The sequence below is a fragment of the Methylobacterium sp. AC832 genome (assembly GCF_979256025.1).
Map to the genome: position 1 here is coordinate 169,419 of NZ_CEEDMV010000002.1, position 18,640 is coordinate 188,058.

Annotated in this window: 18 protein-coding genes and 1 pseudogene; 9 read left to right on the forward strand and 10 right to left on the reverse strand. The window is 66.9% G+C overall.

Annotated features, from left to right (window positions below; genetic code table 11):
• Positions 1 to 129: 129 nt before the first annotated feature.
• A complete protein-coding gene (gene purM / locus AC0IXR_RS08040; RefSeq protein WP_207412016.1) occupies positions 130 to 1,212 on the forward strand; it encodes a phosphoribosylformylglycinamidine cyclo-ligase in 1,083 nt (360 codons plus the stop codon).
• The gene (gene purN, locus AC0IXR_RS08045; RefSeq protein ID WP_461223319.1) at positions 1,212 to 1,880 is read left to right on the forward strand and encodes a phosphoribosylglycinamide formyltransferase; all 669 of its coding nucleotides are present in this window, start codon (positions 1,212 to 1,214) and stop codon (positions 1,878 to 1,880) included. The genes purM and purN overlap by 1 nt, the downstream gene beginning before the upstream one ends.
• A 48-nt stretch (positions 1,881 to 1,928) precedes the next feature.
• On the opposite strand, the gene AC0IXR_RS08050 is transcribed toward purN, so the two are convergent.
• Together AC0IXR_RS08050 and ndk are read right to left on the reverse strand one after the other, a co-directional pair.
• Positions 1,929 to 2,306: a hypothetical protein gene (locus AC0IXR_RS08050; RefSeq protein ID WP_471760361.1), complete on the reverse strand. Its 378-nt coding sequence runs from the start codon at positions 2,304 to 2,306 to the stop codon at positions 1,929 to 1,931.
• 170 nt (positions 2,307 to 2,476) lie between these two features.
• Complete coding sequence (gene ndk / locus AC0IXR_RS08055; RefSeq protein ID WP_018043493.1) at positions 2,477 to 2,899, reverse strand: nucleoside-diphosphate kinase; 423 nt, start codon at positions 2,897 to 2,899, stop codon at positions 2,477 to 2,479.
• Positions 2,900 to 3,212: 313 nt separating this feature from the next.
• On the opposite strand from ndk, the gene AC0IXR_RS08060 reads away from it, so the two are divergent.
• Positions 3,213 to 3,752: a DUF2147 domain-containing protein gene (locus tag AC0IXR_RS08060; protein WP_461233638.1), complete on the forward strand. Its 540-nt coding sequence runs from the start codon at positions 3,213 to 3,215 to the stop codon at positions 3,750 to 3,752.
• Between the two features lie 4 nt (positions 3,753 to 3,756).
• Here AC0IXR_RS08060 and AC0IXR_RS08065 read toward each other — a convergent pair whose 3' ends face one another.
• The gene (locus AC0IXR_RS08065) at positions 3,757 to 4,392 is read right to left on the reverse strand and encodes a glutathione S-transferase N-terminal domain-containing protein (RefSeq protein WP_471760363.1); all 636 of its coding nucleotides are present in this window, start codon (positions 4,390 to 4,392) and stop codon (positions 3,757 to 3,759) included.
• A 254-nt stretch (positions 4,393 to 4,646) separates the two neighbouring features.
• On the opposite strand from AC0IXR_RS08065, the gene AC0IXR_RS08070 reads away from it, so the two are divergent.
• The 6 genes from AC0IXR_RS08070 (at position 4,647) to AC0IXR_RS08095 (ending at position 10,624) form a co-directional block, all read left to right on the forward strand.
• Positions 4,647 to 4,874, forward strand: coding sequence for a hypothetical protein (locus tag AC0IXR_RS08070; protein ID WP_348271046.1), 228 nt, complete (start codon positions 4,647 to 4,649; stop codon positions 4,872 to 4,874).
• 65 nt (positions 4,875 to 4,939) lie between these two features.
• On the forward strand, positions 4,940 to 5,356 hold the full coding sequence (locus AC0IXR_RS08075) for a DUF4345 domain-containing protein (RefSeq protein WP_419952495.1): 417 nt from the start codon (positions 4,940 to 4,942) through the stop codon (positions 5,354 to 5,356).
• A 31-nt stretch (positions 5,357 to 5,387) separates the two neighbouring features.
• The gene (locus AC0IXR_RS08080) at positions 5,388 to 7,412 is read left to right on the forward strand and encodes an FUSC family protein (protein ID WP_471760364.1); all 2,025 of its coding nucleotides are present in this window, start codon (positions 5,388 to 5,390) and stop codon (positions 7,410 to 7,412) included.
• A 12-nt stretch (positions 7,413 to 7,424) separates the two neighbouring features.
• Complete coding sequence (locus AC0IXR_RS08085) at positions 7,425 to 7,619, forward strand: DUF1656 domain-containing protein (protein ID WP_471760365.1); 195 nt, start codon at positions 7,425 to 7,427, stop codon at positions 7,617 to 7,619.
• A 35-nt stretch (positions 7,620 to 7,654) separates the two neighbouring features.
• The gene (locus tag AC0IXR_RS08090; protein ID WP_471760366.1) at positions 7,655 to 8,680 is read left to right on the forward strand and encodes an efflux RND transporter periplasmic adaptor subunit; all 1,026 of its coding nucleotides are present in this window, start codon (positions 7,655 to 7,657) and stop codon (positions 8,678 to 8,680) included.
• A gap of 138 nt (positions 8,681 to 8,818) precedes the next feature.
• Complete coding sequence (locus AC0IXR_RS08095; RefSeq protein ID WP_471760367.1) at positions 8,819 to 10,624, forward strand: methyl-accepting chemotaxis protein; 1,806 nt, start codon at positions 8,819 to 8,821, stop codon at positions 10,622 to 10,624.
• A 655-nt stretch (positions 10,625 to 11,279) separates the two neighbouring features.
• Here AC0IXR_RS08095 and AC0IXR_RS08100 read toward each other — a convergent pair.
• The 7 genes and pseudogenes from AC0IXR_RS08100 to AC0IXR_RS08130 form a co-directional block, all read right to left on the reverse strand.
• Positions 11,280 to 11,615 (reverse strand): hypothetical protein, encoded by a 336-nt coding sequence (locus tag AC0IXR_RS08100; protein WP_471760368.1) that lies wholly within the window; start codon positions 11,613 to 11,615, stop codon positions 11,280 to 11,282.
• An 82-nt stretch (positions 11,616 to 11,697) separates the two neighbouring features.
• Positions 11,698 to 13,170: an Asp-tRNA(Asn)/Glu-tRNA(Gln) amidotransferase subunit GatB gene (gene gatB / locus AC0IXR_RS08105; protein ID WP_056424146.1), complete on the reverse strand. Its 1,473-nt coding sequence runs from the start codon at positions 13,168 to 13,170 to the stop codon at positions 11,698 to 11,700.
• 68 nt (positions 13,171 to 13,238) lie between these two features.
• A complete protein-coding gene (locus tag AC0IXR_RS08110) occupies positions 13,239 to 13,538 on the reverse strand; it encodes a hypothetical protein (RefSeq protein WP_027173654.1) in 300 nt (99 codons plus the stop codon).
• Positions 13,539 to 13,548: 10 nt separating this feature from the next.
• Complete coding sequence (gene gatA, locus AC0IXR_RS08115) at positions 13,549 to 15,030, reverse strand: Asp-tRNA(Asn)/Glu-tRNA(Gln) amidotransferase subunit GatA (protein WP_419952501.1); 1,482 nt, start codon at positions 15,028 to 15,030, stop codon at positions 13,549 to 13,551.
• Positions 15,031 to 15,123: 93 nt separating this feature from the next.
• A complete protein-coding gene (gatC, locus tag AC0IXR_RS08120; protein ID WP_056424141.1) occupies positions 15,124 to 15,411 on the reverse strand; it encodes an Asp-tRNA(Asn)/Glu-tRNA(Gln) amidotransferase subunit GatC in 288 nt (95 codons plus the stop codon).
• 638 nt (positions 15,412 to 16,049) lie between these two features.
• Positions 16,050 to 17,738, reverse strand: a complete 1,689-nt coding sequence (locus AC0IXR_RS08125; RefSeq protein WP_471760369.1) for a methyl-accepting chemotaxis protein — start codon at positions 17,736 to 17,738, stop codon at positions 16,050 to 16,052.
• Positions 17,739 to 17,944: 206 nt separating this feature from the next.
• Positions 17,945 to 18,139, reverse strand: a pseudogene (locus AC0IXR_RS08130) (winged helix-turn-helix transcriptional regulator); the annotation flags it as partial.
• Positions 18,140 to 18,640 lie beyond the last annotated feature (501 nt).

Sequence of the window (18,640 nt, forward strand, 5' to 3'; positions counted from 1 at the left end):
CTGTTGCGAATCGCTAATTTCCCGATCACGACTCGCCGAGATTGGTGCAAGCGGCTAGAGGAGCGGAATGACTTTGGCCGACATCCCGATGCCGGCCATGCAGGACGTGGATTGCGAGACGGGGCGCCGATGACGGCCGAGAGCAAGAACGGCGAAAGCCGGAACGGAATGACCTACGCGGATGCGGGCGTCGATATCGATGCGGGCAACGCCATGGTCGAGACGATCAAGCCGCTGGTGCGCTCCACCCGCCGGCCCGGGGCGGATGCCGAGATCGGCGGGTTCGGCGGGTTGTTCGACCTGAAGGCCGCCGGCTTCTCCGACCCGATCCTGGTGGCGGCCAATGACGGCGTCGGCACCAAGGTCAAGATCGCCATCGAGACCGGCCGCCACGACACGATCGGCGTCGATCTCGTGGCGATGTGCGTGAACGACATCATCGTCCAGGGCGCCGAGCCGCTGTTCTTCCTCGATTATTACGCCACCGGCAAACTGGTGCCGGGTGTCGGCACCGATATCGTCCGCGGGATCGCGGCGGGCTGCCGCATCGCGGGCTGCGCCCTCATCGGCGGCGAGACCGCCGAGATGCCCGGCCTCTACGACGGGTCGGATTATGACCTTGCAGGCTTCAGCGTCGGCGCCGCCGAGCGTGGCAAGCTTCTGCCGCGTCCCGGCATTGCGCCCGGCGATGTGGTGCTCGGCCTGCCGTCCTCCGGTGTACATTCCAACGGCTTCTCGCTGGTCCGCCGGATCGTCGAGGCAAGCGGCCTCTCCTACGACGACCCGGCCCCGTTCGAGCCGTCGCGCTCGCTCGGCGACGCCCTGCTGGAGCCGACCCGGATCTACGTGAAGCCGCTCCTCGCCGCGCTGAGGGCCACCGACGGGATCAAGGCGCTCGCTCACATCACCGGCGGCGGCTTTCCCGACAACCTGCCTCGCGTCCTTCCCGACGGCGTCGGCATCAGCATCGACCTCGACGCGATCATTCCGCCGCCCGTCTTCGGATGGATCTCGAAGGTCGGCGGGGTCGCGGAATCCGAAATGCTGCGCACCTTCAATTGCGGTATCGGCATGGTGGCGGTGGTCTCACCCGAGAGCGTGTCGGCGGTGACCCGTGCGCTCGACACTGCCGGGGCCTCGCCCATCCGCCTCGGCCTCATCACCGAGCGCGGACCCGAGCCGGTGACCTTCCAGGGCAAGCTCGCCCTGTGATGGCTCCCCGGCCCAAGATGCGGGTCGCGATCCTCATCTCGGGACGCGGCTCGAACATGGTCTCGCTGATCGAGGCCGCTCGGGCACCGGACTATCCGGCCGAGATCGTTCTGGTCGCCTCCAACCGGCCCGACGCCGGTGGTCTCGCCCATGCGGCGAGTGTCGGGATCGCCACGACGGCGCTCGATCACCGCGCCTATCCCGACCGGGCGAGCTTCGATGCCGCCCTGAACGCGGAACTCGAAGCGGCCGGGATCGAACTCGTCGTGCTGGCCGGCTTCATGCGGATCCTCTCCGCGGGCTTCGTCGAGGCTTGGGCCGGGCGGATGATCAACATCCATCCGTCGCTGCTGCCGCTATTTCGCGGCGTCCATACCCACGAGCAGGCCTTGGCGGCCGGCGTCTGCCTGCATGGCTGCACGGTGCATTACGTGGTGCCGGAACTCGATGCCGGGCCGATCGTGGCCCAGGCCGCCGTCCCGGTCCTGCCGGGCGACGATGCCGACAGTCTCGCCGCGCGCATTCTCGTGCAGGAACACCTCCTCTACCCGCGTGCCCTGGCGCTGATCGCCGGCGGACGGGCCAGGCTGGAGAGCGGCCGCGTGGTGTTCGCCGGCGACATCAGGCCGGCCGAGGGGGCCTTGCTCAGCCTGTCCGCGCAAGGCTGAGGCCCGAATCGCCGATCCCGAAACATCGAGATCGGCGATGATGACGGCTTACGCCGGGCGCGGCAGGCTGCAGCTGTCGAGGGCCGAGAGAGCCTTCGCGCGGGCGGAATCGTTGAAATAACCGGTGGTGCGGTAGGATTCGAGCTCGGCCGGGTTGAGGCTCGCCAGGGTCTGCTTGGCGTAGCAGCCGCATGGGCGGGCGAGCGACGCCTCGGGGACGCTCTGCAGGCGGGACTGCGTCACCGTGCAGGCGTGGCGCACGCGTCCGGTGAGGTTGCTGGGGGAGGCCGTCTTCAACGCGGGGTCGGGCGTATAGCCTTCGAGGGAGGCCGTGGGCGCACCCTTGTTCGCATTGCAGGCGGCGAGCAGGGACACGAGGCCGGCGGCGAGCAGGATCCGGCCGGTGCGCGAAGCGATGGAGCGCATGGAATGTGGGGTCCGTGAAAGGGATTCAATGAGGGAATTCCTTTCACGCCCGGCAGGACTCGCGCGCAAGGGCGTTCGCGCCACACCCGGCATCGTTCCGCGCCACGCTTCCGGTTCACCGGACGACGATGCGATCACGAACCCGTTGGCGGCGCGAAAGCCGGTCGGGCTCAGCCGACGATGTCGGAATCCTGGAAGAACTGCGCGATCTCGATCTTCGCGTTCTCGGCGCTGTCAGAGCCGTGCACGGTGTTCTCGCCGACCGACTCGGAGAAGGTCTTGCGGATGGTGCCCTCGTCGGCATTGGCCGGGTTGGTGGCGCCCATCACGGTGCGGTAAGCGGCGACGGCGTTCTCGCCCTCGAGCACCTGCACGACCACGGGGCCCGAGGTCATGAAGGAGACGAGTTCACCGAAGAACGGGCGCTCCTTGTGAATCTCGTAGAACTTTTCGGCCTGGGCCTGGGTCATCTGGATGCGACGCTGGCCGACGATGCGCAGGCCCGCCTTCTCGATCACGGCATTCACGGCGCCGGTGAGGTTCCGCTTGGTCGCGTCGGGCTTCAGGATGGAGAAAGTGCGCTCGGTGGCCATGTTCAGTCCGGTTATGTTCGCTCAGCCGAAAACGGCTTCGGCGGCCGGCTTATAGCGGGCACGCCCCGTCCTCTCAACCCGAAGGACGAAGACGGCGCATCCACAGCGGAATTCCCTTGGCCATGGCTTCGGCGCAACAGTGCCGGAAATTCGCCCGATTGCTGGTGTCTTCTCGCACCAGAAGACGCCGGCCCGGACCGTCCTCGACGTCCGGCACGGCCAAGGCCAAGCTCTCGACCTCAGGCTCACGACCCTTCGCGACGCTCCCGCCGATGCGCCGCGGCCCTTCACAGGCACCAGGAGACCAAAAGCCATGCGCGTTGCCCTGACCTCCGCCTTCCTGCTTTCCGGACTCGTCGCCGCCGCTGCGGCTCCGTCGAAGGACCCGTCCGGCACCTGGCTCACGAAGGATGGCCGCGCCAAGATCCGCATCGATCATTGCGGCCCGAACAGCGCGAACATCTGCGGTAAGGTCGTGTGGCTGAAGACGCCGACCACCGAGACGGGTGCGCCGCGCACCGACGCCAAGAACCCCGACCCGAAGAAGCGCTCGCGTCCCGTGATCGGCCTGCAACTCATCGAGGGGCTCGCCCCCGACGAGGAGAAGTTTTCGGGCGACATCTACAATATCGACGAGGGCAAGATCTATCAGGTCAGCCTGGAGCGCGAATCCGGCTCCGAGCTCAGCGTGTCGGGATGCCTGCTCAAGGTCCTGTGCGGTTCGGAGACCTGGACTCGCGTGCCCGACGTGAACCAGCAGGCCGCTGTCGCTCCGGCTTCCGAGGCCGCGCCGAAGCCCGCTACGAAGGCGGCCGCCAAGCCGGCCGCCGCTCAGGCCGAAGCCAAGAAGTAGCGGATCAGATCGCCGCGAAGCCTCGCTTCACGGCGGGTCTCGCCAGAACCAGATCGAGCCAGCGCCGGACATTCGGCAGGCTCGACAGGTCGATATCCTGCTTCTCGTGATGCTTGGCCCAGGTGAGGATCGCGATGTCGGCGATGGAATATTCGCCGGCCACGTAGTCGCGATCCGCGAGGCGGCGATCCAGCACGCCGTAGAGCCGATGCGATTCGGTGGTGAACCGCTCGATGGCGTAGGGGATCTTCTCCTGCGCGTAGATGCGGAAATGATGCGTCTGGCCAAGCATCGGCCCGAAGCCGCCGACCTGCCAGAACAGCCATTCGTCCACCGCCGCTCTGGCGCGTTCGTCGGCCGGGTAGAGGCACCCGGTCTTGCGACCGAGATATTGCAGAATCGCCCCCGATTCGAAGATCGAGATCGGCTTCCCGCCGGGGCCGTCCGGATCGACGATGGCCGGAATCTTGTTGTTGGGAGAGATCGTCAAAAAGTCCGGGGCCAGCTGGTCGCCCTTGCCGATATTCACCGGCACCACCCGATAGGGCAGGCCGCACTCTTCCAGCATGATGGGAATCTTCCAACCGTTGGGCGTGCCCCAGGTATGGACGTCGATGGGGTTCTGGGTGGCGGCGGCCATGGGAAACGTCCCGCTCCTGTCAGGGTCGCGTCATATCGCCGATTCAAACCGGACGAGAAAGCGGATGGTTGCAGGTTTCACGCCGACATCCAACGGTGGACGGCATGGGGCGGCGCGACGAAGAGACTTGCTCTCCCCCCGACTTCTGGCTGTGATGAGGTCGTCTCTGCCTCCGTTTCGTGAGTGCAGGGTAACGATCTGGGGTTGCAATCATGCGGGTTTGTTGTTTTCCAGCCATGGTGATCGCGGTGTCCATGGTCCTGGGCTTCGCCACGGCCGCGTCCGCCCAGGCCCCTGTGGCCGCTTCCCCGGATGCCGCCGCGAAGGAATTGAGCGTGGGGCAGAACGCTGCCAGGGAGCGGCAGAAGAAGTGCGGTGCCGAATGGCGCGCCCTTTCGGTCGCCGACAAGGCCGCGCAAGGACCGAAATGGCCGCAATATTATAGCAAATGCGTCAAGCGCTTGAAGGAGATCAAGGCCTGATCTAGTTCGGCTGGGAGCCGGCTCGCGGGCGCGGGATCAGCCGGGCCTGAACGGGGAACGGACGCATGCGGGAGCGCGAGGCGCTGCAACGAGTCGTGGCGGTGGCCGCGATCATACCGGTGGCGTCCGGCCTCTTCGGAATCCTGTTCGGGCTTGGAGGAGTCGGCGGCAACAGCCTGGCCCAGATCTCCGCCGACAGCCATTTCCGCTACCTGTCGGGTCTGCTGATGGGCATCGGCATCCTGTTCTGGAGCTGCGTCCCGGCCATCGAGACGAAATCGCGCCTGTTCCGCTTCCTGACCCTCGTCGTCGCGCTCGGCGGTCTGGCGCGGCTGCTCGGTCTCTATCTTACCGGGCTGCCTTCGGCGGTCATGCTGGGGGCGCTGATCATGGAGCTGGTGGTGACGCCCCTCCTCTGCCTCTGGCAGATGCGGGTCGCCGGCAAGGCCGCGGATGCGGCGGCGGGCGAGCCTTCCCTGTGAGCGGGGCAGGCCCTGTGAGCGGAGCCTGCCGATGAGCGGGCTGTCCGCCGAAACACGCCCCTCCCCGGCCGACCGCGTGCTCTCGTTCGTCGAGCGCATCGTTCCTCCGCCCTCCGCCTGGGCCTTCGCCCTGCGGATCTGGCTCGCCATGGTGCTGGCCCTCTACGCCGCGTTCTGGCTTCAGCTCTCCGGTGCCTCGTCGGCCGCCGTCTGCGTGGCGATCCTGGCCCAGCCCAAACGCGGCCAGGCCCTGTCCAAGGCACTGTACCGCTTTCTCGGCACCCTGGCGGGGGGCGCGATATCGATCCTGCTGATCGGTGCGTTCGGACAGGACAGGGTTCTCCTCCTGGTCTCCGTGGCGACCTGGCTCGGCCTCTGCGTCTTCGTCGCCCACTTCCTGCAGGACACGCGGGCCTATGGCGCCATGCTCGCGGGCTTCACCGTCGCCATCGTCGCCGTCGCCCATATCGACACGCCGCAGGCGGTCTTCGAGGCCGCCATCGACCGTGTCGCGGCGATCACCATCGGCATCGTCGCCATCACCTTCATCAACGACGCGCTGGCCTCGCCCAGCACGTGGCGCACCCTGCGCAAGCCGCTCTCGGAGGCCCTGTCGGCCACCCAGGCTTTCGCCCGCGAGACCCTGTCCCGGGCGGATCCAGGCTCGGAGCGCGCGGCGGCCCTGATCCGGCAGATCGCGGTGATGCGCGCCGATGCAAGCGCCATCGGCGGCGAACTCGACGACGGCGCCCGCCGGGCCGCCGGGGCGCGCAGCACCATCGCCGCGCTCTACGCCATGGCGGCGGCGAGCCGTGCCTTCACGGCCGCCGCCGCCTTGCTGGACCGCGAGAGTGAGGCTGTCGCCGAGGCCCGCCGGATCTGCCTGGGCCTGACCGACGACGGGAAGCCCGATGCCGACGCGGCTTCGCATCGTCTCGGTGCCCTGGTGGATGAGGCGATCCAGAGTGAGACGAGCGCGCCCCTGGAGATCCTGGCGCTGCAGCGCGGCCTCGATTTCGCGCGCGCCGCCTCCTTTGCCGAGGATGGATTGAACGCCCTCTCCACCGGCTGCCGACCGAAGCGCGACGTCGCCCTGCCGACGCATCGCGACCTGCCCGTGGCCCTTCGTGGGGCGGCACGGGTGGGGATCGCCTTTGGCGCCACCGCCCTCCTCCTCATCGCCGCCGGCTGGCCCGCCACCTCCTTCGCCTTGGTACAGGTGGCGGCGACCTGTTCGCTCTCGGCCATCGCGCCGGATTCGAAGGCCTTCGCCCGCGGCGTCCTCATCGGAATGCCTGTCGCGGCGCTCTGCGCCGGAATCGTGCTCTTCGGCGTGCTGGGGGGCGAGCAGGGCTTCCCGTTGCTCGCCATCGCCATCGCGCCGGTGATCTTCGTGGCATGTTTTCTCAGCCTGAACCCGCCGACATTCGGAATCGGCTTCATCCTGCTCGTGTTCTTCATGGTCCTCCTGTCGCCGTCCAACCCGCAGACCTACGACGCGCAGACCTTCCTCGCGAACGCGTTCCTGGTGACGATGGCGGCTTGTATCCTCTTCGTCGCGGTGCGGATCGTACTGCCGATCTCGCCCGCCCAGCGCCGCGCCTTCGCCCTCGATTCGGCTCGGGATTCGGTGCTGGACGCGCTGGCCGGCGATGGCGGCGACGCCACCACCCGCACCAGCCTCAACAGCGATCGGCTGCTGCAATTCTCGCAATGGAGTTCGGGCAGCGGCGCCGTCCGCGCGGCGAGCCTGGACCGTGCCTTCGACCTAGCCCGCCTCGAATCGGCCGCCGCCCGCGCCCATGCCCAGCTGTGCCGCCTCCCCGACGAGCCTTCTCTGAACGATGCCGCGAGGCAGGCGCGGGAGGGACTGGAGGCGGCGGACGCGGCCACGCTCGCCCGGTCCGTTCGTGCGTTCCTCCGGCACGGCCGATCCGTGGGCGGTCCGACGCGGCTCGACATCGCCCGCCTCGTCAGCGACCTGGTGACGGCGGGCGGCATCATGGAGAGCCAGCACCGCCTCCTGCGCCGCCTCGGCATCCTGCGACCGGCCTGATGGAGGCGCCCCGTGCGGCATGACATCGATCTCGGCGGCGTCCTGATCTCGCCCTTCGTCGCCTATGTGGTGGCGGCCCTGACCATCATGGTGCTCCTGCGGTTCGGCTTCAGCCGCATCCGCTTCAGCCGCTACGTCGCCAACCCGCCGCTGGCCGAGGCGGGGATCTTCGTCTGCATCCTCGCGCTTCTCATCGTTCTCTTCTGAGCAATGTGTACCGCCGACATGGATCTTGCCTGACAATGGCCGACGACGATCTCTCCGATGCTCGCCCGTCCCGCGAGCGCGCGCCGTCCCTCGCCAGGCGCCGATGGTGGCGCGTGGTGCGGCTCCTGGCGACCGTTGTGATCCTGGCCTGCGCCTGCCTGGCCGCCGCCCTGGTCTGGCAATTCTACGTCACCGCGCCCTGGACCCGCGACGGGCGCGTCCGCGTGCAGGTGGCCAGCGTAGCGCCCCAGGTCTCCGGCCAGATCGTCGAGCTTCGCGTCACCGACAACCAGAACGTCGCCAAGGGCGACGTGCTCTACGTGATCGACCCGGTGGATTTCGACATTTCCATCGCCACCGCCCAGGCGGAGCTGGAGAACCGCGAGGCCGATCTTCAGGTGAAGCGGACCCAGGCCGCCCGGCGCGAGGCCCTGACCACCCTTTCCACCTCAGTGGAGGAGAAGCAGCAATATGCGGGCACCGCCAAGATCGCGGAAGCAGCGCTGGCTTCCGCGAAGGCGCAGCTGCATCAGGCCAGGGTCAACCGAGGGCGCACGGAAGTACGCTCGCCGGTGAACGGGCGTGTCACCAACCTCCTTCTGCGTGCGGGCGACTACGCCACCGCCGGCACCGTGAACGTTGCGGTGATCGACACCGATTCATTCTGGATCGACGGCTATTTCGAGGAGACGAAGCTGGCCCATATCCGTGTGGGTGACGTGGCGAGGGCCGAACTCCTCGGCTACTCGGCTCTCATCGATGGCCGGGTGGAAAGCATCACGCTTGGCATCAGCAACGCCAATGCCTCGCCGAGCACGCAGGGCCTGCCCAATGTCGACCCGGTCTATACCTGGGTGCGCCTCGCCCAGCGCGTCCCCGTGCGCATCCGCATCGAGAGGGTTCCCGACGGCGTCACCCTGGTGGCCGGCATGAACGCCACCGTCTCCGTGGGCGAGCCCGGTGCCCATGGCGGCACGTTCTGGAAGACTCTGCGCGACCGCTTAACGGGACCCTCCGCCTCCTCCGGGCAGGAGCGTGTTCCGGGGGCGGCGGCCCGCTGAAGCCCTGGCCGGGAAGACGTCGCGCTCGCCGAATGCCTCGGGGCAGCATGCCCCGGCGATGAAGAGGTGAAAACTTCTTCAGTATTGGCGCGAAGTTGAGCACGGATCGCGAAGAGGTTTCAACAGCGCTTAAGGGCCATGAGCGATTCTTCCGGTATCTTCTCGGCTGGGTCGGGTCACGTGCTGAAATCCATCGACGCCTTTGAGAACGACCTGACCGCGGCGCCCGAAGACGGGGGCGTCACCGACGCGGTGGTCGGCATGGCGACACTCATGCGCCACGCCGCCCGCGCCAATGGTCAGGCCGCCAGCTTCACCCGCGAGATCCGTCGCCAATCCACAGGCGTCGACCGTTCCCTGGCAGCCACGCTCGGCAGCGTCGGCCGCGATACGGCGGCGGGGACGGCCGATCGCCTTCGCGGGGAACTCGTGGGTGCGGTCGGGCAGGCCATGCGCGAGATCAATGCCGAGATTGCCCGCATCGGTGTACGCATCGACACCAAGGCTGCCGAGGCGAGCCGGATCGTCGCCGCCATCGATGGGATCGGCGCGACGATCCGGATGCTATCGTTGAACGCGACGATCGAGGCGGCGAGAGCCGGTGAGCATGGGCGCGGCTTCGCCGTCGTTGCCGCCGAGGTCCGCGCCCTGGCCGACCAGACCCGGGAGAGTGCGCGCAACGCGGCCGGCATCATCGATTTCTCCGATGTCCGCGCCGATCTCTCCGCCCTGTGGGTTTCGACGGACCATGCCCTGGACGGGCTCGCCGGCGCCGTCCGGGCCACCGCCGACCGGATCGAGACCCTGCTCGGCGGTGTTGGCGTCGAACTGTCCGCGATCAGCGCCAGCAACGCCTCCATCGGCGAGGCTCTCGGCGCCATGCAGAGCAGTATCGACCGGACCGAGGCCAAGACGTCTCGCGCCCTGGCCCTCGCCGATGCCACGCTCCAGGCGGCCGCCTCGGGCCTGCCTGCGCCGGACATGGCCCGGCACGGTCTCGCTCGCCGTCCGGACGGCTTCGATCTCCTCGACAACATCCGGGCACGCGGTACCCTGCGGATCGCCGTGGAACCCGATTTCAAGGGTTTGTCCTTTCGCAAGTCCGCCGGCGGCGCCCTGCTCGGCCTCGACATCGCCTATGCCACGGCCTTCGCGCGGTCCCTCGGCGTCACGCCGGTCTTCGTCGAATGCCCCTGGGACCAGTGCACGGAACTGCTCGATGCGGGCCGGACCGCCGCCGAGGCACCCGCCGACATCGTCTGGTCGGCCTTGCCGCCGAGCCCGGGATTCGGCGCCATCGCCTATTCCCAGGCCTATACCCATCTCCACTACGTGCTGGCCCGCCGCACCGGCGACACGCGCATCCGCAGCCTGTCCGACCTCGAAGGGCGGACCCTGGGCATCATCAACGATCCGAGCGCCTACGCCACGCTGGAGGCAGCCGGACTGCGCTGGGCCGAGAACCTCCAGACCAAGGGCCGGCGCGTGGCCGTGCTCGGCAGCCTCGTGCCGATCACCGACCAGGGCCGCATCCACGACGCTCTGGCCGAGGGCGTGGTGGATGCCTTCGCCGTGGACGCGCCGATCATGCACTGGGCCTGCACCGGCGCCGACAGCCCGTGGCGCGGCCGCATCGAGATCGTGCCCGGCAACATCGCACCCGCACCCTGGTACTACACCGCCACCGTCGCCGACCATCCGAGCGCCTGCCGCCTGCTCATGGCGGCGGATGCTTTCATCGCTGCCTTCGCCGGCACACCCGAGCGTCTGGCGATCGAGAGGCAATGGCAGGGAGCACCCGTGGCCGGAACGGGCAGCTACCGCGACGAGCCGGGGCGTCTGCGCGGCGCTGCGGATCTGGCCGCCGATTACGAGGCGGCGACGGGCAAGGCGCCGAGCCTTTCCCCCTCGACCGGGAGCGGCGCCCTGCGAAACGTCGCCTGAGGCGGTCCTTCGCGGCGGCCGCGAGGCGCCAAGCGCCTGAAGGTCCATAGCTTTTCCCGAACCGTCCAGATGGGAATGAATACAGGTTCGAGAAAGTGGAGATAGGGACTTGACGCGGGTCAAATCCAGTCGCACCTTGATCATGTGCTTCGAAGCAAAGCACATCTCAAGCAACGAGGAGGCGCTGATCGTTTGTCGATCGCGACCAACTTAGCCGCAGGAGACGGGAATGACTCCACCCCAGCAGGATGCTGTGACGATCATCCGGGTTTAATTCGGTCCGGACGTTGAGCAGCACAAATACGAATTACGGGACGGAGGCGGTCTCCGGGGTGCAGAAGCGGCCGACACGGCACGACTTCGAATACGCAGAATGCCCCAACTCGACCGCTTCCGCCGCCTATGTCCTTGCAGGATCGGCCATGGTTCGTGGTGGATCGTCTGGTTTCGGGGCCCACCCGCTGCGCGATCTGCGCGAGCGGGATAACCCATGAAAGCATCGCTTTCGGCTGGCGCAGCTCCCTCTCCTTCCATGAAGGGCGTTCGCAGATCTGAGCGTCGTGCCGGAAGCCGCTCGCAGAAGCCGTGAGCCGTGGCTCGGCTGCACGGTCTCACGATGACCGAGCGCGTTAGGCGATCGCTCTCTTCGATACGATCACCCTCGTCGCGCCCGCGTGGTCAACACCGCGTCGATGAAGGCCGCCTTCTTCGGCGTGATACGCCGCCATGGAAAGCCCGTCGCACCCCATCTTGAACGTGTCGGACTGCGCCAATAGCGGCCATTCTCGACGGTGAGTTGGAGGCCCAGCGGAATCGCGCGTGTCTCGTCCGCGAAGGCTGCGAAATCGTCCGTTTGGATCGAGCCGGGCTTCATCATCCGGAACGAGGCCGCGAGGGCAGCCTCGGCGCGGTCAAACTCCGCCGCATCCACCCGCACGACGAGATCGAGGCCGCCTTTCGTGAGACACCCCGGAATGGCGCTGGCGTCCAAATGCCGGAGGTCGGTGTAGGGCGCGGCCGCGGCCGTGTCCCTCCTAGGGACGAACCGGTCCGCGTCCAGGATCAGCCCAGCCTTATTCGATTCCGAGCTTCGCCTTCAGCAATGCGTTCACGGCCGCCGGGTTGGCCTTGCCGCCGGTGGCTTTCATGGTCTGGCCGACGAACCAGCCGAGCAGGGTCGGCTTTTCCTTGGCCTGCTGCACCTTGTCGGGGTTCTTGGCGATGATCTCGTCCACCGCCGCCTCGATGGCTCCGGTATCGGTGACCTGCTTCATGCCGCGCGCTTCGACGACCTGACGCGGGTCGCCACCCTCGGACCAGACGATCTCGAACAGGTCCTTGGCGATCTTGCCCGAGATCACGCCCTCGCCGATGAGATCGACGATGGCGCCGAGCTGGTCCGCCGAGACCGGGCTCGTCTCGATGCTGTGGCCTTCCTTGTTGAGGCGCCCGAACAGCTCGTTGATCACCCAGTTCGCCGCGGCCTTGCCGTCCCGGCCCTTGGCCACCGCCTCGAAATAATCGGCCGAGGACCGCTCGGCGATGAGCACACCGGCATCGTAGGGCGAGAGGCCGTAGGATTCGATGAAGCGGGCCTTCTTCGCGTCCGGCAGTTCCGGCAGTCCCTCGGCCAGTGCGTCGACATAGGCCTGGTCGAATTCCAGCGGCAGCAGGTCCGGGTCGGGGAAGTAGCGGTAATCGTGCGCCTCTTCCTTAGAGCGCATGGAGCGGGTCTCGCCCTTGCCCGGATCGAACAGCCGGGTTTCCTGGCTGATCGTGCCGCCATCCTCGATGATCGCGATCTGGCGACGGGCCTCGACCTCGATGGCCTGCCCGATGAAGCGGATCGAGTTGACGTTCTTGATCTCGCAGCGGGTGCCGAGCGGGTCACCGGGCTTGCGCACCGAGACGTTCACGTCGGCCCGGAGGGAGCCTTTCTCCATGTCGCCGTCACAGGTGCCGAGATAACGCAGGATGGTGCGCAACTTGGTCACGTAGGCGCGCGCCTCCTCCGACGAGCGGAGATCCGGCCGCGAGACGATCTCCATCAGGGCGACGCCCGAGCGGTTGAGGTCGACGAAGCTCTGGGTCGGGTTCTGGTCGTGCAGGGACTTGCCGGCATCCTGCTCGAGATGCAGGCGCTCGATGCCCACCGTGATGGTCTCGCCCTCGGGCAGGTCTACCAACACCTCGCCTTCGCCGACGATGGGGTCCTTGAACTGGCTGATCTGGTAGCCCTGTGGCAGGTCCGGGTAGAAGTAGTTCTTCCGGTCGAATACCGAGCGATGGTTGATCTGCGCCTTCAGCCCGAGACCGGTGCGCACGGCCTGGGCCACGCATTCCTCGTTGATGACGGGCAGCATGCCGGGCATCGCCGCGTCCACCAGGGAGACGTGGTCGTTCGGCTCACCGCCGAACTCGGTGGAAGCGCCGGAGAACAGTTTGGAGCGGCTCGTGACCTGAGCATGGATCTCCATGCCGATCACGACCTCCCAGTCGTGCAGGCCGCCCTTGATGAGCTTCTTAGGGTTCACGGCAGCGGTCATGATGGCCCGGATTCAGTGTTGCGCGGCGCGAAACCGCGCCGGAAAGGTGGAAGGACCAGCCGGCGCGGTCAAGCGCGCAGGCGGTAGAGCTGGTGGGCCATGAAGCCCAGGGTGCCCCACAGGAAGCCCGCCATCCAGCGAATGGGGAAGAAGGTCGGCCCGTCATGGCTCACCGGCGCCGGCCAGGGGATGCCGATGGCGGTAACGGCCCAGGACACCAGCACCGAGATGGCGAAAGCCATCAGCGAGACCAGGATGACCTTCACGAACTGATCCGACTTCCAGCCCATGACCAGCGCGATGGCGATCAGGACGGGATCGAACGCGGCCCAGATCCAGACGTCGAAAGGATAGACCGGGACGGTCATGGTCGCGCTTTCATGCCCACCACGCGGCGGGCAGCTTGGTCCGGCCTGCGGCTTCCTCGATCACCTGGGCGGCGGCGAACAGCGTCTCCTCGTCGAAGGGACGGCCGATGAGTTGGAGGCCCAATGGCAGCCCCTGCGCGTCGAGGCCGGCCGGCACCGAGATGCCGGGCAGGCCGGCCATGTTCACCGTGATGGTGAAGACGTCCTGGAGGTACATCTCGACGGGGTCGCCAGAGCCCTTCTCGCCGATGCCGAAAGCGGCGGACGGGGTGGCGGGCGTCAGGATCGCGTCGATCCCGGAGGCGTAGGCCTCTTCGAAATCGCGTTTGATCAGGGTGCGGATCTTCTGCGCGCGGACGTAATAGGCATCGTAATAGCCCGCCGAGAGCACGTAGGTGCCGATCATGATGCGCCGCTTCACCTCGCGGCCGAAGCCCGCAGCACGGGTGTTCTCGTACATCCCGGCGATGTCCTTGCCGGGCACGCGCAGGCCGTAGCGAACGCCGTCATAACGGGCGAGGTTCGAGGAGGCCTCGGCCGGGGCGACGATGTAATAGGCCGGGAGCGCGTAGCGGGTATGCGGCAGCGAAATCTCACGGATCGTCGCGCCCGCATCCTTCAGCATCGCGGCGCCCTGGTCCCAGAGGGCCTGGATCTCGGCGGACATGCCCTCCACCCGGTATTCCTTCGGAATGCCGATGGTGAGACCCTTCACGCCCCGCGCCACCGCCGCTTCGAAATCGGGAACGGGCAGGTCGGCGCAGGTGGTGTCGCGGGCATCCGGCCCGGACATGGAGCCGAGCAGGATCGCGCAATCGCGCACCGTGCGGGCGATGGGGCCGGCCTGGTCGAGCGACGAAGCGTAGGCGACGGTGCCCCAGCGCGAGCAGCGGCCGTAGGTCGGCTTGATGCCCACGGTGCCGGTGAAGGCGGCGGGCTGACGGATCGAGCCGCCGGTATCGGTGGCGGTGGCTCCGAGACAGAGATGGGCCGCCACCGCCGCCGCCGAACCGCCGGACGAGCCGCCCGGAACCAGCTTGGTCTCGGAGCCGCTCCGGCGCCAGGGCGAGACCACGTCGCCATAGGCGGACGTCTCGTTCGAGGAGCCCATGGCGAATTCGTCGAGGTTGAGCTTGCCCAGCATCACGGCGCCGTCGCGCCACAGATTATGGGTCACGGCCGATTCGTAATGCGGCTGGAATCCTTCGAGGATCTTGGAGCCTGCCGTGGTGGCGACCCCGTGGGTGCAGAACAGGTCCTTGACGCCGAGCGGCAGGCCTTCGAGGGGCCGTGCCTCGCCGGAGGCGATCTTGGCGTCTGAGACCTCCGCCATCTGCAGGGCGCGTTCCGGCGTCTCCAGCAGATAGGCGTTGAGGCCCCGCGCTTTCTCCATGGCGGCCAGATGCGCCTTGGCGAGATCCGTGGCGGAGAAGTCCTTGGCCTTCAGCCCGTCGCGGGCCTCGGCCAGGGTGAGTTCGTTGATCTGGGTCATGGGGCCTGTCCTCCAAAGCCCGCCGGACCCCGTCGCCCGTTTCCGGCGCCGCGCGGTCCCTCTCAGCGGGCAAGAATCACGAAATCGACGGAGCTACTCGACCACCTTCGGGACGAGGAAATAATGGTCCTCGGTCTCGGGAGCGTTGAAGACGATGTCGCGAGCGTGACCGCCATCGGTGACCACGTCGGTCCGCTTCTTCATCGCCATCGGGGTGACCGAGGTCATCGGCTCCACGCCGCTCACATCGACTTCGGAGAGTTGCTCGACGAAGGCGAGAATGGCGTTGAGTTCGCCCTGCAGCGGCGCGACCTCGTCGTCACTCACCGCGATACGCGCCAGATGCGCGATGCGCCTCACTGTGGTTGCGTCGACCGACATGCTGCCTTCGGACCTCGGGACCTGCGCCGGAACGCGCGTCAGAGGCCGGGCTATAGCACCGGGCTTCGCGGCGCCGCAACGCCGGGGGCGGGCGGAAGCCCCAACTCAGACGATGGCATTGCCGGGATGAGAGGGAGTCTCGACGACGATACCTTTGTCCTGCCGGACGATTTCCGACTGCCGGAAGCCAAGGACCAGAATTTCGAGAGCCAAGGCGAGCATGAGTTTGTGCCGGAACGACAACCGGCCCTCGCCGTCGGCAGGTCCGGTTCGCGGACCCGTGGGCGCCGGTCGCACCATGTCGAGGCATAGGGATATTCGGCCAAGCCGACGCATGGTTTCTCCGTATCGTTAAGAAATCCTTAACTACGGAGGGCATGAACGCGTTGCAATTGCCAAAGCGGGTTACCACCCGTTGCCGGTTCGTCTTGCGGTGGCCTGTCGGCGGAACGACGATGCGGTTCGGGGCCGGTGCGGTTACAAACCGCAGCGCAGGTGGTGCTGGTCGAGGCGATGCCTCCTCTTCGTCCGGCAGTTCGGATGGCCACCTGATGCAGAGGTGGACTTGAAGTCCGCCTGGGTACTCCGCTCTCCGGGGGGGGCTCCGGAACGTCGCCCCACCCTCGTGATCGGTTGCGTCAGGCCGCGCGCACGGTGGCCAGGAACCTGTCGACCTCGGCGTTCAGGTGTTCGGATTGACGCGACAGATCCGAAGCGGCGCCGAGAACCTGGCTTGCTGCCGCTCCTGTCTCTTCGGCCGCTCCCGCCACGCCCGAGATGTTGCTCGTCACCTCGCTCGTGCCCATCGCGGCCTGGGCCACATTGCGCACGATCTCCTGGGTCGCCGCTCCCTGTTCCTCGACCGCGGCCGCAATCGTCGTCGCGACGCCGCTGATGTCCTGGATGCGCGAGGCGATGCTGCCGATCGCCGACACGGCACGGTCGGTGGAGCCCTGGATCTGGTTGATGTGCTCCCCGATCTCCTGCGTGGCCCGCGCCGTCTGGTTGGCGAGTTCCTTGACCTCGGCCGCCACCACGGCGAACCCTCGCCCCGCCTCGCCGGCTCGCGCCGCTTCGATGGTGGCGTTGAGCGCCAGCAGGTTGGTCTGGCCGGCGATGGAAGTGATCATCGTCACGACGTCGCCGATGCGGGACACCGCCGTGTTCAGTTGCTGGACCAGTTCGGCGGTCTCGGCCGCTTCCTGAACGGCACTCTGCGCCATCGTGGCGGAGGTGCTCACCTGGCGCCCGATCTCGAGAACGGACGAGCCGAGTTCCTCGGCCGCCGCCGCGACGGTGTTGACGTTGGAGGCGGCCTCTTCCGCCGCCGCCGCGACGCTCGTGGTCTGGTTGGCGGTCTGGGTCGCGGTGCCGGCCATGCTCTGCGCGGTTGCCTGCAGCTCGGTGGCCGAACTCGTGACCATGGAGATGATGCCTCCGACCGCGTCCTCGAAACGGTCGGCCATGGCCTTCATGGCCGCCTTGCGCTGTGCCTCCGCCCCGGCCCGCGCCAGGACCGTCTCCTCCTCGAGGGCCCGCATCCTGATCAACCCGTCCTTGAACACCTGCACCGCGTCGGCGATGGTGCCGATCTCGGTCCGGGCGCCCTGATGCGGGATCGTCACCGAGAGGTCGCCGGCCGCGAGGGCCTGCATCGGCTGAACCACCGATCCGATGCCGCGCGTGACCCCGCGAACGATCAATGCCGCCGAGAGCGCGGAGATGACGAGGCTGAGCGCGATGGCACCGATCCCCCAGGCACGCGTCGTCTCGAACACGGCCTTGCTGTCCGTCTCGGCGGCGCTGGCCCCTTCGTTATTCATCGCGACCAGCTTATCGAGAGCCGCCGAGGCCGCGCGGCGCGGAATGATGCCTTTCTGCTCATACAGGTCGTAGGCCTGTGCCTTCTGACCGGCGCGCGAGAGATCGAGAATGGACCGGCGCACCGCCTCGAAGTTCCCGGCTTCACGGGTGAACGTTTCGTAAAGGGCCTTCTCCTCCGGTGAAGCGATCATCGGTTCGTAGGCGGCCTTCTTCTCGTCGAGCTTCTTACCGAAACGCTCCATATCCTTCTCGATACTGGCGACCAGTGCCGGGTCGGTGGCCTGCGTGTGCCGGAGAACGAGCGCGCTCGTCCGCGCTGTGAGCGTATCGATCTCACCGAGAATACGTACGCTCGGCAGCCAGTTGGTCTCGATCTTGAGCGCCTGCTCGCGCATGCGTTGTGTCCCGAGCAGGCCAAGCACGCCCAGCCCGACGGTAAGGAGGGTCAGGATCAAGAAAGCCGCAACCAGCTTCGTGCGGATGGAAAGATTTTGGAAAGACACGATGATCTCCGAACGCTGCCACTCAAGAATCCATAGGCAGCCGTGTAGGGATCATCATTGGAAATCGTTAAACTAACACCCATTGGTGTTGCGAATACCAAGCGGCGCTCGACATCCCTGAGCCAATAGGCGGGGGCCGTAGCAGGAGCGCTATACCTATGGCCTTGCGGATGCCGTCCGCGTGCCGCCCAACCTTACCGTGGGGATCAATCGGCTTCGTGACTGGGCGCATCGACGGCAATGGGCTCGATCTCCAGGCCCGTCGTATCGTCGACGAAGCGAGCGGGATCGACGCCGCGGTTCCGCTGCGCCCAGGCTCCCATCATCAGGACGGGGAGGAAGTCGCGCCCTGCTGCCGTCAGCACATATTCCTCACGCCAACAGCGTCCCCGCATGAGCCGCCCGGCACATTCAATCCAAACGGATTCGAACGAGGGTGCCGGCTCGACACGAATCGTCAGATGAGCGAGGCGGCAAGCAACTGCATGTTCGCTCCAGCAATGCCGTCGCCGAGGCCGGGCGATACGCGTCCCATCGGATTGTCTTTACGCTCCGTCTCATGGGACGGTCGGCACAGCTTCCCAGCCTCTGCCAACAAGAGCGCATTCCGACGACGCGGAAACCGGCTCGTCGAAACAAGACGCGTCACGACAACAACCGGGAGTCGTATCGGGCCAGACCATATCCGGTCGGATATGACTCTTCTGGTGAGAACCAGACGACCTGTGCTGCCAGATAGAGCTCAGACTCCGTCATGTAAGTCATGAGTGGTCTTTGTGCGGTGGCGATTTAATCGGGAAAAGCTGCCGTTCTGAGATTCGGTGTGTCTGAATATTCAGAGATCGAATGCCGTGTTTGTCGTTTCTATCAAAGCTGTGGGCTGCGAGGCACTCACCAACACT

Coding starts and splice junctions, on each gene's coding strand:
- purM (WP_207412016.1), top strand. CDS start 130: ATGACGGCCGAGAGCAAGAACGGCGAAAGCCGGAACGGAATGACCTAC.
- purN (WP_461223319.1), top strand. CDS start 1,212: ATGGCTCCCCGGCCCAAGATGCGGGTCGCGATCCTCATCTCGGGACGC.
- AC0IXR_RS08050 (WP_471760361.1), bottom strand. CDS start 2,306: ATGCGCTCCATCGCTTCGCGCACCGGCCGGATCCTGCTCGCCGCCGGC.
- ndk (WP_018043493.1), bottom strand. CDS start 2,899: ATGGCCACCGAGCGCACTTTCTCCATCCTGAAGCCCGACGCGACCAAG.
- AC0IXR_RS08060 (WP_461233638.1), top strand. CDS start 3,213: ATGCGCGTTGCCCTGACCTCCGCCTTCCTGCTTTCCGGACTCGTCGCC.
- AC0IXR_RS08065 (WP_471760363.1), bottom strand. CDS start 4,392: ATGGCCGCCGCCACCCAGAACCCCATCGACGTCCATACCTGGGGCACG.
- AC0IXR_RS08070 (WP_348271046.1), top strand. CDS start 4,647: ATGGTCCTGGGCTTCGCCACGGCCGCGTCCGCCCAGGCCCCTGTGGCC.
- AC0IXR_RS08075 (WP_419952495.1), top strand. CDS start 4,940: ATGCGGGAGCGCGAGGCGCTGCAACGAGTCGTGGCGGTGGCCGCGATC.
- AC0IXR_RS08080 (WP_471760364.1), top strand. CDS start 5,388: ATGAGCGGGCTGTCCGCCGAAACACGCCCCTCCCCGGCCGACCGCGTG.
- AC0IXR_RS08090 (WP_471760366.1), top strand. CDS start 7,655: ATGGCCGACGACGATCTCTCCGATGCTCGCCCGTCCCGCGAGCGCGCG.
- AC0IXR_RS08095 (WP_471760367.1), top strand. CDS start 8,819: ATGAGCGATTCTTCCGGTATCTTCTCGGCTGGGTCGGGTCACGTGCTG.
- gatB (WP_056424146.1), bottom strand. CDS start 13,170: ATGACCGCTGCCGTGAACCCTAAGAAGCTCATCAAGGGCGGCCTGCAC.
- AC0IXR_RS08110 (WP_027173654.1), bottom strand. CDS start 13,538: ATGACCGTCCCGGTCTATCCTTTCGACGTCTGGATCTGGGCCGCGTTC.
- gatA (WP_419952501.1), bottom strand. CDS start 15,030: ATGACCCAGATCAACGAACTCACCCTGGCCGAGGCCCGCGACGGGCTG.
- gatC (WP_056424141.1), bottom strand. CDS start 15,411: ATGTCGGTCGACGCAACCACAGTGAGGCGCATCGCGCATCTGGCGCGT.